The 17,085-nt window shown below is 44.1% G+C and carries 15 protein-coding genes and 1 tRNA gene; 10 read left to right on the top strand and 6 right to left on the bottom strand.

All coding sequences use genetic code 11. The features are described 5' to 3' along the window. Positions 1–323: 323 nt before the first annotated feature. Complete coding sequence (locus tag K429_RS0116720; RefSeq protein WP_007212343.1) at positions 324–833, bottom strand: HU family DNA-binding protein; 510 nt, start codon at positions 831–833, stop codon at positions 324–326. Between the two features lie 147 nt (positions 834–980). Between K429_RS0116720 and K429_RS30330 the strand changes: the two genes are divergently transcribed. The 7 genes from K429_RS30330 (at position 981) to K429_RS0116755 (ending at position 8,028) form a co-directional block, all read left to right on the top strand. After that, positions 981–1,124 carry a hypothetical protein gene (locus tag K429_RS30330; protein ID WP_155923422.1) on the top strand — a complete coding sequence of 48 codons (144 nt, stop codon included), beginning with the start codon at positions 981–983 and terminating at the stop codon, positions 1,122–1,124. 475 nt (positions 1,125–1,599) lie between these two features. Then, positions 1,600–1,914, top strand: coding sequence for a hypothetical protein (locus K429_RS0116730; RefSeq protein WP_007212345.1), 315 nt, complete (start codon positions 1,600–1,602; stop codon positions 1,912–1,914). Between the two features lie 79 nt (positions 1,915–1,993). Further along, on the top strand, positions 1,994–4,153 hold the full coding sequence (locus K429_RS0116735) for a TonB-dependent receptor (RefSeq protein WP_026367651.1): 2,160 nt from the start codon (positions 1,994–1,996) through the stop codon (positions 4,151–4,153). Further along, positions 4,150–4,641 carry a DUF4625 domain-containing protein gene (locus K429_RS0116740; protein WP_007212347.1) on the top strand — a complete coding sequence of 164 codons (492 nt, stop codon included), beginning with the start codon at positions 4,150–4,152 and terminating at the stop codon, positions 4,639–4,641. Before K429_RS0116735 ends, K429_RS0116740 begins: the two co-directional genes overlap by 4 nt. Before the next feature lie 421 nt (positions 4,642–5,062). Then, on the top strand, positions 5,063–5,827 hold the full coding sequence (surE, locus tag K429_RS0116745) for a 5'/3'-nucleotidase SurE (RefSeq protein WP_022209045.1): 765 nt from the start codon (positions 5,063–5,065) through the stop codon (positions 5,825–5,827). 114 nt (positions 5,828–5,941) lie between these two features. Beyond that, complete coding sequence (gene lpxB, locus K429_RS0116750) at positions 5,942–7,096, top strand: lipid-A-disaccharide synthase (RefSeq protein WP_026367652.1); 1,155 nt, start codon at positions 5,942–5,944, stop codon at positions 7,094–7,096. 170 nt (positions 7,097–7,266) lie between these two features. After that, complete coding sequence (locus K429_RS0116755) at positions 7,267–8,028, top strand: NigD-like protein (RefSeq protein ID WP_007212351.1); 762 nt, start codon at positions 7,267–7,269, stop codon at positions 8,026–8,028. Between the two features lie 54 nt (positions 8,029–8,082). Here the strand turns inward: K429_RS0116755 and K429_RS0116760 are convergent, their stop codons facing one another. From K429_RS0116760 to rsfS, 3 genes are read right to left on the bottom strand one after another with little or no spacing between them, the layout of a single operon-like run. Further along, positions 8,083–8,925 (bottom strand): phosphatidate cytidylyltransferase, encoded by an 843-nt coding sequence (locus tag K429_RS0116760; protein WP_007212352.1) that lies wholly within the window; start codon positions 8,923–8,925, stop codon positions 8,083–8,085. A gap of 22 nt (positions 8,926–8,947) precedes the next feature. Beyond that, positions 8,948–11,044 carry an ATP-dependent zinc metalloprotease FtsH gene (gene ftsH / locus K429_RS0116765; RefSeq protein WP_007212353.1) on the bottom strand — a complete coding sequence of 699 codons (2,097 nt, stop codon included), beginning with the start codon at positions 11,042–11,044 and terminating at the stop codon, positions 8,948–8,950. A gap of 8 nt (positions 11,045–11,052) precedes the next feature. Next, the gene (rsfS, locus tag K429_RS0116770) at positions 11,053–11,412 is read right to left on the bottom strand and encodes a ribosome silencing factor (RefSeq protein ID WP_007212354.1); all 360 of its coding nucleotides are present in this window, start codon (positions 11,410–11,412) and stop codon (positions 11,053–11,055) included. Positions 11,413–11,630: 218 nt separating this feature from the next. Between rsfS and K429_RS0116775 the strand changes: the two genes are divergently transcribed. The 3 genes from K429_RS0116775 to K429_RS0116785 all read left to right on the top strand — a co-directional run bounded on the left by K429_RS0116775 (position 11,631) and on the right by K429_RS0116785 (position 13,640). Further along, positions 11,631–11,701, top strand: a tRNA-Gln gene (locus K429_RS0116775). Positions 11,702–11,772: 71 nt separating this feature from the next. Next, a complete protein-coding gene (locus K429_RS0116780) occupies positions 11,773–12,405 on the top strand; it encodes a murein L,D-transpeptidase catalytic domain-containing protein (protein ID WP_026367653.1) in 633 nt (210 codons plus the stop codon). A 56-nt stretch (positions 12,406–12,461) separates the two neighbouring features. Then, on the top strand, positions 12,462–13,640 hold the full coding sequence (locus K429_RS0116785) for a phosphoribosylaminoimidazolecarboxamide formyltransferase (RefSeq protein ID WP_026367654.1): 1,179 nt from the start codon (positions 12,462–12,464) through the stop codon (positions 13,638–13,640). 71 nt (positions 13,641–13,711) lie between these two features. Here K429_RS0116785 and K429_RS0116790 read toward each other — a convergent pair whose 3' ends face one another. Together K429_RS0116790 and mgtE are read right to left on the bottom strand one after the other, a co-directional pair. Next, positions 13,712–15,568: a DUF349 domain-containing protein gene (locus tag K429_RS0116790; RefSeq protein ID WP_007215140.1), complete on the bottom strand. Its 1,857-nt coding sequence runs from the start codon at positions 15,566–15,568 to the stop codon at positions 13,712–13,714. A 116-nt stretch (positions 15,569–15,684) separates the two neighbouring features. Then, a complete protein-coding gene (gene mgtE / locus K429_RS0116795; RefSeq protein WP_026367655.1) occupies positions 15,685–17,025 on the bottom strand; it encodes a magnesium transporter in 1,341 nt (446 codons plus the stop codon). Between the last annotated feature and the right edge of the window lie 60 nt (positions 17,026–17,085).

The following is a 17,085-nucleotide window of genomic DNA, read 5'->3' on the forward strand; positions in this document are numbered from 1 at the left end:
AAAAAAGAGAAAGATTGCAAAATCTGTTGATAAGTCGCCTTTTTTGTTAATAACTCAAAGCCGTTTTATTTCATTTCGACCTGTTCCGGCACTTTTCGTTCTCTTGTTCAGCTTGCAAATATACGTAATTATCTTGAAATGAAATATCTTTTTTGTCTCGCTTGCAGAAGATTAAGATTTGTTTTAAGTGCCTGTCCGCATTTGGGATGTGGTTTGTGCGAATAATCATGCGTTCTGCACTTTCATCTCTTTCAGCGGCTTTAGGCCGTTGTGTGTAAGGCGTTTAGACTGAAATCTCCGGTCGGGGACGGCTTTCAGTGCTTTCAGCCTGTTACCGTATCAATATCCTTTGTTTCGTCTTCCGGCTTATTTGGAGTCTGTACCCGTTCGCGCTCCAGCGTTTCGGGACGTAGCATTTCGTGGGGGAAGTATTTGCTTAGCGGGTAACGGAAGAAATCCATGTTCTGGCGTAGCCTTCCTGTTAACATGCGATCTGGTTTGAAGTAGATGCGTGAAACCCGCACCTTGCCCGGCATCACGTCGTCGGGATGTTCGAATCCCTCGCTTGTTATGGCGAGGTTGAAGGAGCCAAGTCCTCTGATAGTGACGGACTCTCCCTCGCTGAGTGCTTCTTCGATGTATTTGGGTAGGTCCACCAGTACGCTTTGCACGTCGCCCTCACCCATGCCTTTGCGACGGGCCATGCGTTGCGCCAACTTTTCGGTAGTTACTCCGCCGCGCGGTTGCAGGGTACGTTGCACAGCGTAGTACAGTTGCTTCATTCCTTCCTTGGAGCGGAAGAGTTTCTTTCTTACTAAATAAATCATTCCCATATCCTTGTTCCTGTTGATTGATGTTGTTGTTGATATCTATGCTTTTCAATGTCAGTAGCATAGTACCTTAATGCCTGAAACTCATTTCCCTATGAACTGTAGTTCCCTTTGCTTTGCTGCGTAAGATGGCATCTTGTGTTGTTTAAGATGGTATCTTATACTGCACAAGATGCCATCTTGAACGGCAAAGGTAGCCATGCTTCAGTAGATATGCAAGCTTTTTGCGGGGGAAAGGTAAGGAATGTGTCTGTGATGGATAAGGGGATGCTTCGTGGTGCGGACGTTAAATAAGCGAAACTTCTCCTCCTTTTGCCACTTAAAGCTGGATGGTGAACGTGCCTCTTTATGTGGTGGGAGGCTTCTTCCGTTAGGGAGATTTTCTCCAGAAACATTACCAAGTTATTTTTTAAGTGTTACTTAGTTGTTTTTTCGCCTACTACTATACTTCTCTTGGTCATCTTTTGTGCATTCGTAACGGTATAGAAATAAGTTTTCACCACAGAGTAACACAGAGTTTCACGGAGTTCTATTCTTTTGATTTCAAATTGATTAAACTCTGTGAAACTCTGTGTTACTCTGTGGTGAATTAATTCATAACCCTACAGAAATGCACAAAACGTGGCCAAGAGAAGTATAAATTGAGATTGGCATATACCTATATATTGGTAAAAGCCGGAGCGGTAACACATATTAAGTACCAGAGTTTGCGTTTTTAATATGAGATACATATCTTCGCAGCCTATTCAAATACTTGTCGATTAAGAAAGTGAATAACAGCAGAAAGAAGAGAGTAGTTATAGCATGGGTGCTGATGATGGCACTTCTGCCGTTCTTCGTGGTGAAGGCTTTTCACCATCACGAAGACGAGCATGCTGCTTCCTGTTCCCATGCAGATCATCCGCGCCATTCGTCCGATGATTGTGCTATCTGCCACTTTTCTCTTTCCCTTTTCACGGAAGCGCAGTCTGTTGACTTCCGTTGCATCTTAACACCCATCACATTTGAGCAGGTTGTTCATCAGGATAAGATTGTCTATACACTCTCTTATTCACATTATCTACGTGCACCTCCCATAGCTTGATTACATAATTTACATTCATGTGGAGACGGGCTTTTATAGCTTGCCTCTCATTGTTTTATTCTAATCAAGATTGTAATCAATGCGTATAGGAATTATTCCGGGCGTGCTGGGGATGTTGTGTACAACCCTTTCCGTCCATGCGCAGAAACCCGATTCAGTCCGTAATGTAGCTTTGCCTGAAGTCGTGATAGCGGAAACCTATCAACAGCTTCAGAACAAAAAGACTGCACTTACGCTCGAAGTGGCTGACAGGGATTTCTTGCGGAAACATTTCACGGGTAACTTCATGCAGGCTATGGAAAATATCCCCGGCGTGCAGGCTATGGATATCGGTTCGGGATTCTCCAAGCCGATGATTCGCGGCATGGGCTTTAATCGGGTGGCTGTATTGGAGAATGGCATCAAACAGGAAGGGCAGCAGTGGGGTGCAGACCACGGTCTGGAGCTGGATGCTTTCAATGTGGATGCCGTGAATGTAATGAAAGGTCCTGCTTCGCTGCTTTACGGCAGTGACGCCATGGGCGGAGTGATTGACATTGCTCCGGTGCAGGTGCCGGCAGAGAATATGTTGTTTGGCGACGTGACGCTGTTGGGTAAGTCTGTGAACGAAACCATAGGCGCTTCACTGATGTTGGGTATCAAAAGAAATGCATGGTATACGCGGTTGCGTTACTCGGAACAGCGCTTTGGAGATTACCGTATCCCGGCAGACACGATTGTTTATCTGACTCAGAAGATGCCGGTCTACGGTCGTCGGCTGAAAAATACGGCGGGATGGGAACGTAATGTCAATTTCTTTACCCAATATCAGAAGAAAGGATATAAGTCGAATCTTGCTGTGTCCAATGTTTTTCAGAAGACGGGGTTCTTCCCCGGAGTACATGGAGTTCCCGACTTGTCACGTCTGGAAGACGACGGTGACAGCCGGAACATCGATCTTCCTTATAGTAAAGTAAATCACCTGAAAGTGACCACTCATCAGCAGTATGCTTGGGAGAAGTTTATTCTGTCGGGTGATATCGGTTATCAGAACAATCACCGCGAGGAATGGAGTGCGTTTCATACCCATTACGGAACACAACCTCTGCCGGAAACTGATCCTGACAAAGAACTGGCCTTTAATCTGAATACTTTCAGTTTTTCGGCAAAAGGACGGTGGATCGGTTCTTCTTCCTGGGAACACCGGATGGGGTGGGACTCTCAATTCCAGCGAAATACGATTTCCGGTTATTCTTTCTTGTTGCCGGAATATGATCGTTTTACTACCGGTATATCCTGGCTTACGACGTATCGTCCGGATAATACGTTATCCGTCAGTGGAGGTGTACGGTATGACTATGGTCGCATGCGTGTCTTTGCCCATGATGATCCTTACCTGGCTACTTATTTGCAAGAACAGGGATATGATGAAGAGCAGGTGGAGTTCTACCGGTGGAACAGCCGCCGGGTAAACAGGAGCTTTGGCGACTATTCTTTATCATTGGGTGTGGTATGGACGCCCTCGATGCGGCATCAGCTGAAGGTAAATGTCGGGCGGAGTTTTCGTCTTCCGGGAGCTAATGAACTGGCTTCGAATGGTGTGCATCACGGCACATTCCGTCATGAACAGGGAGATGCCACACTTTCGTCCGAACAGGGTTGGCAGATGGATGCTTCTTATCAGTTGAAGTACGGGAGATGGTCCGTATATGTTTCTCCTTTCGTCAATTGGTTTAGTAATTATATCTTTCTGCGGCCTACGGGGGAATGGTCTGTCTTACCCCATACGGGACAGATTTACCGTTATACGCAGACGGAAGCCTTGTTTGCCGGAGCGGAGGCGAGTGTGGAACTAACTGTTTTGCCCACTCTCAACTACCGTATATCCGGTGAGTATGTCTATACCTACAATTGTGATGAACGTATTCCTTTGAGTTTTTCTCCGCCTGCCACGCTGCGCAACACGCTCACCTGGCAAAGGAAGCGGTATATGCTTTATGCCGAATGGCAGAGCATAGCCAAGCAAAATCGTGTGGATCGTAATGAAGACCGCACGCCGGGTGCAAACCTCTTTCATATAGCTGGCTCTCTTGATTTACCCGTTGCCGGAACGGAAGTGGAGATTACTCTGACTGTCCGTAATTTATTCAATACGCGGTATTACAATCATCTCAGTTTTTATCGGAAAGTGGAGATACCCGAACCGGGGCGAAACTTTCAATTATTAATTAAAGTACCATTTAAAAAATTATTCAAATGAAAACAAGATTTTATTTCCCAATGATTATTTCCCTTTTAGTGATAAGTGTTTCATTACTTACTGCTTGCGGAGACAGTGACAATCCGCTTAGTGATACTACAAAACCGGTGATTGATCTTAAATCGCCTGCCGAAGGCGGAGTGCTGGCAATAGGCAGTGAACATGGAGTACATTTTGAGATGGACTTATCGGATGATGTCATGTTGAAATCGTACAAGATAGAGATTCACAATAACTTCGACCATCATTCGCATGATACCCGCACTGCTGAGACGACTGTTGATTTCACCTTTAATAAGTCTTACGATGTTTCGGAACAAAGAACGGCTCATATCCATCATCATGATATCGTGATACCGGCTAATGCCACTCCGGGAGATTACCACCTGATGGTTTACTGTACGGATGCTGCCGGAAACGAGGCGCATGTCGCACGCAATATCGTGTTGAGTGCGACGGGAGGAGATGACGGACATCACGAAGAATAACGGTTTACGCTGGTTTTATTCGATATATCGAACAATATTGTAACCCGTTGGCGGAATTAATTTCTTTCTGTAGGGTTATGAGTTAAATGATAAATAATCTTTTAGACGCGGATGACACGGATAACGCGGATCTTTTTTTTATCCACTTTTATAGCGCAGCCTTTTAAATCCGCGTTATCCGTGTCATCCGCGTCTAAAAAATAATATACCGAATGGCGCTAATCACTAATCACTTATCACCAAACACTAATCACTTTTGTTCTTTTCTAATACGGGATGAATTAATTCCGCCAACGGGTTATTGTATTATTTTTATTCGATATATCGAATGAAACGCAAACTCTGGTACAACAAAAGCAAAGTATTGTATTAGGTGCTTTCTTTATTTTTGCCTACTTTTGCATAGAAAATAAAGATGAATATGGAAAATCAGAGACCTTTAATATTGGTTTCCAATGACGATGGTGTCATTGCAAAAGGCATTAGTGAGTTGGTTAAGTTTCTTCGTCCGCTGGGAGAAATAGTTGTGATGGCGCCGGATGCGCCGCGCTCGGGTAGTGCAAGTGCGCTGACTGTAACGGAACCCATTCATTACCAGTTGGTTCGTAAGGATGTAGGGCTGACAGTTTATAAATGTTCCGGTACTCCGGTAGACTGCATAAAACTTGCCTTGCATACGGTGCTCGACCGCAAACCCGATCTGATAGTCGGTGGTATCAATCACGGCGATAACTCTGCCGTGAATGTGCATTATTCCGGTACGATGGGAGTGGTAATTGAAGGTTGCCTGAAAGGTGTGCCTTCCATTGGTTTCTCTCTTTGCTGTCATGATCCGAATCCTGATTTTGAGCCTTCCGGTCCTTATATCCGTGAGATAGCCCGTCAGGTTTTGGAAAAGGGGTTGCCTCCGTTGACTTGCCTCAATGTAAATTTCCCCAATGTACGGGAACTCAAGGGAGTTAAAGTCTGCGAACAGTCCAAAGGACAGTGGACCAATGAATGGGAGAATTTTGCGCATCGCGGTGATACCCATTACTACTGGCTGACCGGTGAGTTCCAGAATACCGATTCCGATAATGAAAAGAATGATCATTGGGCACTCGATAACGGCTATGTAGCTATTACTCCGACCAAGGTGGATGTTACGGCTTACGAACTTATAGATGAACTGCAAAGCTGGTTTTGAAGAAGTTGAGAGTTGAGGAAGTTGAAAGTTGAGAATTAGCTGCGCTATGATGCTGCATAATAATTCTCAACTCTCAACTTCCCCAACTCTCAACTTCATAAAATTTTTAATTTTATGAAGTATTACTTGATTGTCGGTGAAGCTTCCGGTGATTTACACGCATCTCACCTGATGGCTGCTTTGAAGGTTGAAGATCCGCAGGCGGAATTCCGTTTCTTCGGAGGCGACCTGATGGCAGCAGTGGGTGGAACGATGGTGAAGCACTATAAGGAGCTGGCTTATATGGGCTTTATCCCGGTGTTACTGCATTTGCGCACAATCTTTGCCAACATGAAACGCTGCAAGGAGGATATCGTGGCATGGCAGCCGGATGTAGTGATACTGGTGGATTATCCCGGTTTTAACCTGAATATTGCCAAGTTCCTGCGAGCCAAGACGCAAATCCCGGTTTATTATTATATCTCTCCGAAGATATGGGCGTGGAAAGAATACCGTATCAAGAATATCAAGCGGGATGTGGATGAATTGTTTTCCATTCTGCCGTTCGAGGTGGAGTTTTTCGAAGACAAGCATCATTATCCGATACATTATGTAGGCAATCCTACGGTAGATGAAGTGACCGCTTTCCGTGCGGAACATCCTGAAACGTACGATGATTTTATTCGTGAGACCGGATTGGATCCTAAGCCGATAATCGCTTTACTGGCGGGTAGCCGGAAGCAGGAAATAAAAGATAACCTGCCCGATATGCTTCGTGCAGCTTCTGCTTTTCCTGAATACCAATTGGTTTTGGCCGGTGCACCCGGTATTTCTCCTGACTATTATCATGAATATATAGGAGGTGCGAAAGTAAAGATCCTTTTCGGACAAACCTATCGTTTGCTGCAACAGGCTGAAGCTGCATTGGTAACTTCGGGAACTGCTACGCTGGAAACGGCCTTGTTCCGGGTGCCGCAGGCTGTCTGCTATCATACGCCGATAGGAAAAGTCATTTCGTTCCTGCGCCGTCATATACTGACGGTAAAGTATATTTCATTGGTGAATCTTATTGCAAACCGTGAAGTGGTGAAAGAGCTCGTGGCTGATACGATGACAGTAGAGCAGGCCCGTGCCGAACTGGAACGTATCTTATATAATAAGGAGTATCGGCAACGAATGCTCGAAGGCTATGAGTACATGGCATCGCGTCTGGGAGATGCCGGTGCGCCGAAGCATGCTGCACAAGAAATGATACGCCTGTTACACCTGCATTATTGTAGTGGGAGCTAAAGGAGTAGAGGAGTTACATAATGAAAGTCTTTTTGCTTCAAAAGGCTATAAAATAGTTAAAAGAGATAAAGCCGGTGCAGTAAATGCCCGGCTTTCGTATTTTATAGTCAGAATACACGAAAGATTATGAACTAACAATTTTTACGAAAACAAGCAAAAGGACTTTGATTATGAAGAGATTACATTGGCTATTTTTTATGATGTGCTTGGCAGTACTACCTGCGTTGCAATCATGCGATGATTTAGATGACGGATACTCTATCGGTGATTTCTCTTATCCGAATTGGAGCACCGTACGCGTGAAGGGGAATACTTTCTATCTGGAAAGTGACACTTGGGGAACGCTTTGGCCTATTAATACTAATATGGGTTGGTATCAGCCTGTAGACGGGCAGCGTATTATAACAATCTTTAATCCCATCTATGATAATTATGAAGGATATGATCATGCCGTGAAGATTGAGAAGATCTGGCATGCCCTGACGAAAAGTGTGGAACCGCTGACATCGGAGAATGACGAAGAATATGGTAATGATCCGGTATTTATTTATAAAGGGGATATCACTATCAGTGGGGGATATATGAACATTATCTTTATGCAGAATCTGCCGAAGAATTCGGGTACGAAACATCGTATCAGTCTGGTACAACGTGCAGAAGATGCCGAGGTTCCTTTAGCAGAAGAAGGTAATGATGACGGATATATCCATCTGGAGCTTCGATACAATGATTATGATGACCTGAGTGGAGTTCGTGCTCCCGGATTAGTGTCGTTCAATCTGAAAGAATTGAATATAACTTCTGAAACGAAAGGTATCAAGTTAAAGCTGAATTCAGAAGTAAACGATGAAGTCGAAATTACCTTTGAAAAACAATCGGATAATTCCGCAAAAGTTTCTAACTTAGATTTCTCAAAGATGCAATTGAAGTAAAGTAAAGTGTTTTGTGTGTGAGGCCGGGTGAATGTGAATTCCTCCGGCCTTTTTTTATTTCATCAACATTAAAACGTAGAGGTAAACCACTGCTGCGGGGATTGCCAGTAAAGCACTATCGAAACGGTCGAGCATTCCACCGTGGCCGGGTAGGATGTGACCCGAATCTTTGATGCCTAACTGGCGCTTCATTAGCGATTCCGTTAGGTCACCCCAAGTACCGAAGATGACAACAACCAGTGCCAGTCCGGCCCATTCCCAAACAGACAGGAATGAGAAGTAGTGAGCGAATACGAATGAAGAAGCAATAGAGAACACACCACCACCGATGCTTCCTTCCCATGACTTCTTGGGGGAAATACGTTCGAACAAACGATGCTTGCCGATTAACGAGCCTACACAATATGCTCCAGTGTCACTCAGCCATATAAATACAAAGATGGAAAGTGGTAGGATGGGATTGTAGGTCACGCTGCTTTCTGCCGGGTTATATTGGAAAGCCAATACGTTGAGCAATGCAAACGGTAATGCTACATACAGCTGGCTTAACATGGAAAAGGCCCAGTTGCCAATGGGATTCTTCTTTTTCAGATACAGTTCTGTAATTATCAGGTAAAGCAGTAATGCCAGATAAGGCAGAAATACCTGGGCTCCGATAGTAGATTGACAAAAGCCCATTACGGCCAAGAAGAGATAAGCGCCTCCCAAAGCGGTAATTGTTTTATTGATTTGTACTTCACCGTTTTGGTTTATCAGATGGGCAAATTCGTGTACGCTCAGTGCACCGATAATGGTGAACAGGATACCGAATGAAAGGGGGCTGTATAGGATACAGCCCACCAATACTACTACGAATAACACACCTGTGATGGCGCGTTTTAAGAAATTGCTTTTCACGGTAATTCCGTTTTTTAGTTCTTTATTCTTTTGCGGGTCGTTCTACAGAAACTTTGGTACCTTCTGCTGAAACCTTTGTTTTGCCGGTTTCTGTTCCGCCTTCAACATTGTTTTCTTCTTCCGCTTTTACTTCTTTTTCGCTCTCCACAGCTTCTTTGGCGGCTGCGTCTTCAGCTTTCTTAAGTTCTTCCGAAATCTTGTTTGCACTGATTTCTTCAGAACGGGAAGCCCAAGGACGTTTTCCGAAGATTTCTTCCACATCTTCTGCAAAGATAACTTCTTTATCTATCAGCAACTGTGACAGTTTGGCGTGCCCATCCCTATGTTCGGAAAGTATTTTCTTTGCACGTTCGTACTGTTCGTTCACCATATTTTTCACTTCTTCGTCAATCAGTTCAGCAGTTTTTTCGCTGTACGGACGATTGAAAGAATATTCATCATTACTGTAATAACAGAGGTTGGGTAACTTTTCGCTCATTCCGAGGTAGGCAATCATGCCGAAAGCCTGTTTCGTAACACGTTCCAGGTCATTCATGGCACCGGTCGAAATACGTCCCAGGAACAAATCCTCAGCGGCACGTCCACCCAATGTGGCGCACATCTCATCAAGCATTTGTTCTTTGGTGGTAATCTGGCGTTCTTCGGGCAAATACCAGGCAGCGCCCAGTGCACGTCCGCGTGGAACAATCGTTACTTTAATCAACGGATTGGCATATTCCAGCAACCAGGAGATGGAAGCATGTCCTGCCTCGTGGATAGCGATGGAACGACGTTCCGCTTCCGTGGTGATTTTCGTCTTCTTTTCCAGACCACCAACAATACGGTCTACGGCATCGAGGAAATCTTGTTTGCCTACGAACTTTTTGCCGTGGCGGGCAGCGATCAGTGCAGCCTCATTGCAGACATTGGCGATATCGGCACCGGAGAAGCCCGGGGTTTGGCGTGCCAACAGGTCTACGTCTACTGTATTATCTATTTTGATGGGGCGTAAGTGTACGCCGAATACTTCCTTACGTTCGTTGAGGTCGGGAAGGTCTACATGAATCTGGCGGTCAAAACGTCCGGCACGCAGCAAGGCTTTGTCCAAAACGTCTACACGGTTGGTAGCAGCCAGGATGATTACACCGCTGTTGGAACCGAAACCGTCCATTTCTGTCAATAACTGGTTCAATGTGTTTTCGCGTTCATCATTTCCACCCATTGCGGCAGCTTTGGCGCGGGCACGACCTACGGCGTCAATTTCATCAATGAACACGATACAGGGGGCTTTTTCTTTGGCTTGGCGGAACAAGTCACGTACACGTGATGCACCTACACCGACAAACATTTCCACAAAGTCGGAACCAGCCAGTGAGAAGAACGGTACGTTGGCCTCGCCTGCCACAGCTTTGGCAAGCAGGGTCTTACCGGTTCCTGGAGGGCCTACCAGCAATGCACCCTTGGGTATCTTACCTCCCAGGTCTGTATATTTTTGCGGTTCTTTCAGGAATTCCACAATTTCCTCTACTTCCTGTTTGGCCTCGGCAAGTCCGGCTACATCTTTGAATGTAACTTTTACGGGAGTCCCCTTCTCAAACAGTTGGGCACGCGATTTACCGACATTGAAAATGCCGCCACCGCCTGCACCGCCACCACCGCTCAGACGGCGTGACATGAATATCCAGAAACCTATAAGGAAGGCAATAGGCAGAATCTGCCACAGTACGACCCCGAAATAATTGCGTTTCTTTTCGTAGTTGATAGAACCGTCAAAGTGCAGTTCATCTTTTTCCTTTTGCAGGAAGTTTCCCAAACTTTCACGAGACGGTGCTTCAGTTGTAATCATGGGATTTTTACCCACTTTACTAGAGTCTGCCTGAAATACGTTTTTAACGTATTGTGGCTTGATATATGCTTCTACAGAGTTATCATCATAACCGATGATTTTGCTCATATAGCCGTCACGTACGTATTGCTGGAATTCGTCATAAGAGACACTTTTGATTCCGGTACTGTTTTCATTGGTGATGTACAAGCCCAGAAGCATCATGGCTATGATCATATACAGCCAGTTCAGGTTGAACTTGGGCATATTTACCTTATTGGGCTTTTTGTTAGCGTTATTATTATTGTTGTCCATAGGGCTTATTAATCAATGTCAGGTATTTGGGTTAATTTGGCGTCGGCCCAGAGATTTTCCAGATTGTAGAAGTCTCTCGTTTCGGGTAGAAACACATGGACCAATATGTCGGAGTAATCCATTGCTACCCATTCGGCATTGCGCAATCCGTCTATTGCAAAAGGTTTGCTGTTAGCGCCTTTGCGGGTGAATTCCTTTACGGACTCTACAATGGCGGTCACTTGGCTTGGGGAGTTTCCCTGACAAATGACGAGATAGTTGCAGATAGTATCGCCAATTTTAGAAAGATCTGCTATTACAATATTTTTTCCTTTTTTATCTTGTATACCTTCGGTTATTTGTTGAATGAGTTTCTTTGATTCGTTCATTACTTATTATTAAAATTAAACAGTTGACAAATATACGCTGAATTCTTGTATCAAACACCTAAAAGGGAAAAAGTCTTTCAATTTTTGATTTTTTTTAGGTATATATTTCTTTGGCATACGGCATCTTAGCAGATTTTAGAGAAAAAAACACGAGAAATTGTTTTGGATTATCAAATTCTTTGTATCTTTGCAACCGCAAAACAGGAACGACCTGTTATTGGGCTATGGTGTAATGGTAACACTACAGATTCTGGTCCTGTCATTCCTGGTTCGAATCCAGGTAGCCCAACTAAAAAAGCTGCGAATGTAATAAGTTCGTAGCTTTTTTGCTTTTTTGTCCCTAAGTCTATTAATACGATAATGAAGCTTATGAAGAGATTCATTCTGTTTCTGCTGCTATTTTTCTTTATTTTAGGATTAGAGGGTAGAGCATGTGCCGAATGTGGTAAAAGCATTACGGTGAATGCTGTCGATCATCAACGTCTGAAATCGAAAGCGCATGAAGCAAAGGCATATTGCGTTAGTAAGGGATTCAGTACGAATTATTGTTTCTTAGTAGATTTCAGCATACATTCTGGTAAAAAACGTTTCTTTGTTTGGGATTTTAAAGGAGATTCCATTAAGTATGCAAGTCTTTGTGCCCATGGTTATGGGAAAGATAGTACACCTTCCAAACCTGTTTTTAGCAATACGCCGGGAAGTCTTTGCTCTTCTCTGGGAAAATACAAAGTAGGTATTCGGGCTTACAGCAAATGGGGAATCAATGTTCATTATAAATTGCATGGTCTGGAACCCACTAATGATAATGCTTTCAAACGTATTGTCGTATTACATTCTTATACTCCTTTGCCTGCGACAGAGGTTTATCCTTCACATCTTCCATTAGGCATGAGTCAGGGATGTCCGGTGATTTGTAATGAAGCGATGAGGCAAATTGATGTGTTGTTAAAGGCTGAAACCAAGCCTGTATTGTTATGGATTTATAATGATTGATCATACTTTATGTTTTAAGTAATAATGTAGCAATTCTATTCAAAATAATTAAAACTATGGCAAAAGAGTTAGAACTCAAGTACGGCTGTAACCCTAATCAGAAGCCGGCCCGCATTTTTATGCAGGAGGGGGAGTTACCTATCGAAGTCCTGAACGGACGCCCGGGATACATCAATTTTATGGATGCACTGAACGGTTGGCAGTTGGTGAAAGAATTGAAAGCGGCTACCGGAATGCCGGCTGCGACTTCATTCAAACATGTTAGCCCTGCAGGTGCAGCTATTGGTCTGGATTTGGATGAGACAATGAAACAGATTTATTTTGTTGATAACTTGCCGCTTTCTCCTCTGGCCAGTGCATATGTGCGTGCCCGTGGTGCGGACCGTATGTCATCTTACGGAGATTTTATAGCTTTGAGTGATGTCTGTGATGAGGCGACTGCCCGTTTCATTAACCGGGAAGTATCCGATGGTGTTATTGCTCCGGGATATACGGATGAGGCACTCGAAATTCTGAAGAACAAGCGTAAGGGTACTTATAATGTGATTAAGATTGATCCTTCGTATAAACCTGCACCGATTGAGCGTAAGGATGTGTTCGGGATAACTTTTGAACAGGGACGTAATGAGATTCAGCTGAATGGCAGCGAACTGTTCGCTAATATTCCTACGCGGAATAAGACTTTTCCGGATGCTGCAAAGCGTGATTTAATGATAGCGCTTATTACTTTGAAATATACGCAGTCCAATTCTGTATGTTATGTGAAAGACGGACAAGCGATTGGTATCGGGGCAGGACAGCAAAGCCGTATCCACTGTACCCGTTTAGCTGGAAATAAAGCTGATATCTGGTATCTTCGCCAGCATCCAAAAGTATTGAACTTGCCCTGGGTAGAGAAAATCCGCCGTGCCGACCGTGATAATACGATTGATATTTACATTAGCGATGACCATGATGATGTGTTGGCTGACGGTATTTGGGAGCAGTTCTTTACAGAAAAACCGGAAGTGCTGACGCGTGAGGAAAAGCGCGAATGGCTGAATACTCTGAAAGGAGTAGCTCTTGGTTCAGATGCTTTCTTCCCGTTTGGAGATAATATAGAGCGTGCTCACAAGACTGGTGTGGAATACATTGCCCAGGCAGGAGGTTCAGTACGTGATGATCATGTTATTGAAACCTGCGATAAATACGGTATTGCTATGGCATTTACAGGTATTCGTCTGTTCCATCATTAAGATAAGATATAAATAACAAAGAGGGTGTTTCAAAATGTTGAAACACCCTCTTTGTATATATAGGCTTAAAATTATTCGGCGCTACGAATGGAATCGTCGATAACCTTAATCTTTTGTTTTACCAATTCAATATCTGCCTTCAGTTTTTCTACTTTGCGGTTTAGTTCTGTCAGCAGGCTATTGCCTTTCTTTGAAGAAGCTGTCAGGAAGCCAAGATTATTTTCATAAGTCTGCAATTCGTTCTTCATGGCATCTGCTGCACGTACCAGTTTCTCGCGTTCGCGATAGAGTGACTGCGGGCTGCCTTCCTGAATACTGCTGATGTTGGATTTGAAGTTACTCAACTTCTTATTGGCAGCGCTGATGTTGAAGTGGTCGAACAATTTGTCCACTTGTCCGTGGTATTGCTTATACAAACGGTCTTTTTCCTTGAAAGGTACATGGCCGATGTTGTTCCATTCCTTCATTAATTCGCGTACCAACTGAGTAGCTTCATCTGTATCCATATTCTCATCAATGGCACCCAACTTCTCGATGATTTCCTTCTTCTTATTCAGGTTGTCTATCTCAACGGAACGTTGGGAGGAAGTAGCCTTGTTCTTTTGTTCGAAGAAGTAGTCACAAGCGGAAATAAACCGTTTCCATATTGCATCAGAATATTTCTTTGCTACCGGACCGATAGTCTTCCATTCTTTTTGCAGTTTGGTTAGTTCGTCAGCGGTTGCTTTCCAGTCGGTGCTATCTTTCAGAGCTTCAGCTTTCTCACAAAGAGCACGTTTCTTATCCAAGTTTGCATTCATGCCCTCTTTCAGGGCTTTAAAGAATTCACCTTTCTTGCGGAAGAATTCATCACACGCTTTACGGAAACGTTCGAATATCTTCACATTCATCTTTTGCGGTGCAAAACCGATGGTCTTCCACTTGTTTTGCAGGGCAATGATCTCCTGTGTTTTATTGTCCCACGCAGCAAAATTGGTCAATTCGTTGTAGTCTATTGCTTCAATGATTTCACAAATCACTGTTTTTTGGTCAAGATTATGCTGCTCTACTTCCTTCAATGATTCGAAGTGTTGTTGATGACGGCGATTTACGGCTGTGGAAGCAGCTTTAAATCGATTCCATACTTCGTCACGCAGTTCTTTTGCAACCGGACCCGTGTCACGGAATTCCTGATGTAGCTTTTGTAACTGGTGGAAAGCTGACACTACATCTGCTTCATCAGCCAGCTTTTCGGCAGCTTCACATAGATGTGTCTTTATTTCCAGGTTTTTCTTGAAGTCATATTCGCGGAATTCATTATTCAGCTTCAACAGATCGTAGAACTTCTCCACATAGAGTTGATAACTCTTCCACAGTTCGTTGACTTTGGCTTGCGGAATAAGTTTCACTTCATTCCACTGTTGCTGTAACTTCTTGAATTCTGAGTAGGATTTGTTAGCATCGTCGGGTGACTCTACCAGTTCTTTCAGTTCCTCGATAATGGAAAGTTTGATTTGCAGGTTCAGCTCTTTTTGTTGTTCCTGTTCAGCTGACAATGCACCTCTCTTTTCTTTAATGACGGACATGATATTTTTGAATTCCTCTTCAACAGCATCCGTTGTCGGAATGAAATTCTCTGCTACTCCCCCGTTTTCGATAAACAGCTTCTTTGTCGCTTCTTGTTCGGCATTATGAAGCTTATAGAAAGCCTGTTTCAGACTATCTATCTCCTGTTTGCCGGCGTTTTCCACATCTGCGGAAATCTCTTTCAATTTAGCCAGGATTTCTTCCTTGCTTAGCTTTTGTGCGGCTTCTACCGGCTGCTCTTCCTGCTTTGCTTCTTCAGCCGGAGTTTCCGTCAGAGCCGGTTCTGAAACCTCAGCTGCTTTCTTTTCTTCTTCTAATTCCACCGCCTTTTCGGGGAGATTAGTGTCATGAGTGTCCATCATTGTACATACATTTTAAAAAACGGTTTTACCCGTTCGGGTTACATTAGGTCACAAATTAATGAAATAAAACAATTACTTCATACTTTTTTCCTTAGTTTTTTTTCATTTTTCTTGTTTTAGGATAGAAGTACGGTAATTCCCATATATAACATCATGCCTATAATATCATTGGTAATCGCAATAAACGGACCGGTAGCGATGGCTGGGTCTACCTTCAACTTTTCCAGTGTCATAGGTACCAGTGTGCCGAAGATAGATGCGAACATCACTACTGCAAACAGGCTGATAGAAACGGAATAGGTGACGGTGGCAGTTGCGCCGAACCGGACAAAATTATATATATATACTAATAAGGAAATAATAGTAGCGTTGATAAGGGCCACTACGGATTCCTTGGTAATTTGCTTGAAAGTATCTTTTGCATCCAGCGAGTTGTTGGCAAGGCCCTGTACGATGATGGCCGAAGATTGTGTTCCCACGTTTCCGCCTGTACCACCGATCAGCGGGATGTAGAGTGCCATCTCGGGATGGGCTGCGAAAGTAGCATCGAAATTACCTAAAATCATGGAATTGCCGATACCACCCAGCATACCGATAATAAGCCATGGCAAGCGGGCACTGGTCTGGCGCATTACATTATCATCCGTTTCCACATCCTGGGAAAGACCGGATGCCAACTGGTAATCACGTTCCGATTGCTCACGAACTTCATCCATGACGTCGTCTACGGTGATTTGCCCCACAAGCCGTCCGATACTGTCGATAACAGGAACGGCTACCAAGTCATATTTCTCAATGGTCTGTACCACATCGTCCACAGATGTGTCTACGCGTACAGAAATGGGGTCTTTCCTCATCACGTGTTTAACCTTGGATACAGAAGGGGAGGTAATCATCTTTTTCAGTGGAAACACTCCTTGCAGGCGGTTTTCGTCGTCGATGACATAGACATAATAGATCTCATCCAACTGCTCAGCTTGCTGGCGCATCTCTTTCAGGCACTCCGGCATACTCCAGTTCTCGTTTACGACCACCATTTCAGTACCCATCAAACCACCGGCGGTGTCTTCGTCGTACTTCAACAGGTCTACGATGTCTCCTGCCTGTTCGATGTCTTCAATGTGAGAAAGAATTTCTTCCTGTTTCTCTTCATCCAGCTCACGCATCAGGTCTACGGCATCATCCGTATCCATGTAGTCCACAAAGCGTTTGGCAATGGTTTCCGACGGGAGTATTTCTAGGAATTCTTTACGGACATCCTCATCCATTTCCATCAACACGTCTGCCGCCGTTTCGTTATCCAGTAAGCGGTATACGAAACGTGCTTCCTCAGGACTCAGGTCATTGCACAGTTCGGCAATATCCGCAGGGTGCAGGTCTATAAGGAGTGCTTTGACGTTCTCAGCGTCCTTTTGTTCTATGAGGTTTTTGACATTGTCAATGTATTCTTCGTCCATCTCCATAATCTTTCTCCTCTTTTTAAAATGATAATTTAGCGGGCTAAGCCGTGATAATTT

This window comes from Bacteroides sp. 14(A) (assembly GCF_000526555.1).
GTDB lineage: Bacteria > Bacteroidota > Bacteroidia > Bacteroidales > Bacteroidaceae > Bacteroides > Bacteroides cellulosilyticus.

Bases quoted from the DNA above. Each gene is read 5' to 3' on its own strand.
- K429_RS0116785 (WP_026367654.1), top strand. From the start codon at position 12,462: ATGGCAAAAGAGTTAGAACTCAAGTACGGCTGTAACCCTAATCAGAAG.
- K429_RS30330 (WP_155923422.1), top strand. From the start codon at position 981: ATGGTATCTTATACTGCACAAGATGCCATCTTGAACGGCAAAGGTAGC.
- K429_RS0116720 (WP_007212343.1), bottom strand. From the start codon at position 833: ATGGGAATGATTTATTTAGTAAGAAAGAAACTCTTCCGCTCCAAGGAA.
- ftsH (WP_007212353.1), bottom strand. From the start codon at position 11,044: ATGGACAACAATAATAATAACGCTAACAAAAAGCCCAATAAGGTAAAT.
- surE (WP_022209045.1), top strand. From the start codon at position 5,063: ATGGAAAATCAGAGACCTTTAATATTGGTTTCCAATGACGATGGTGTC.
- K429_RS0116755 (WP_007212351.1), top strand. From the start codon at position 7,267: ATGAAGAGATTACATTGGCTATTTTTTATGATGTGCTTGGCAGTACTA.
- lpxB (WP_026367652.1), top strand. From the start codon at position 5,942: ATGAAGTATTACTTGATTGTCGGTGAAGCTTCCGGTGATTTACACGCA.
- K429_RS0116740 (WP_007212347.1), top strand. From the start codon at position 4,150: ATGAAAACAAGATTTTATTTCCCAATGATTATTTCCCTTTTAGTGATA.
- K429_RS0116790 (WP_007215140.1), bottom strand. From the start codon at position 15,568: ATGATGGACACTCATGACACTAATCTCCCCGAAAAGGCGGTGGAATTA.
- K429_RS0116780 (WP_026367653.1), top strand. From the start codon at position 11,773: ATGAAGCTTATGAAGAGATTCATTCTGTTTCTGCTGCTATTTTTCTTT.
- rsfS (WP_007212354.1), bottom strand. From the start codon at position 11,412: ATGAACGAATCAAAGAAACTCATTCAACAAATAACCGAAGGTATACAA.
- K429_RS0116735 (WP_026367651.1), top strand. From the start codon at position 1,994: ATGCGTATAGGAATTATTCCGGGCGTGCTGGGGATGTTGTGTACAACC.
- mgtE (WP_026367655.1), bottom strand. From the start codon at position 17,025: ATGGACGAAGAATACATTGACAATGTCAAAAACCTCATAGAACAAAAG.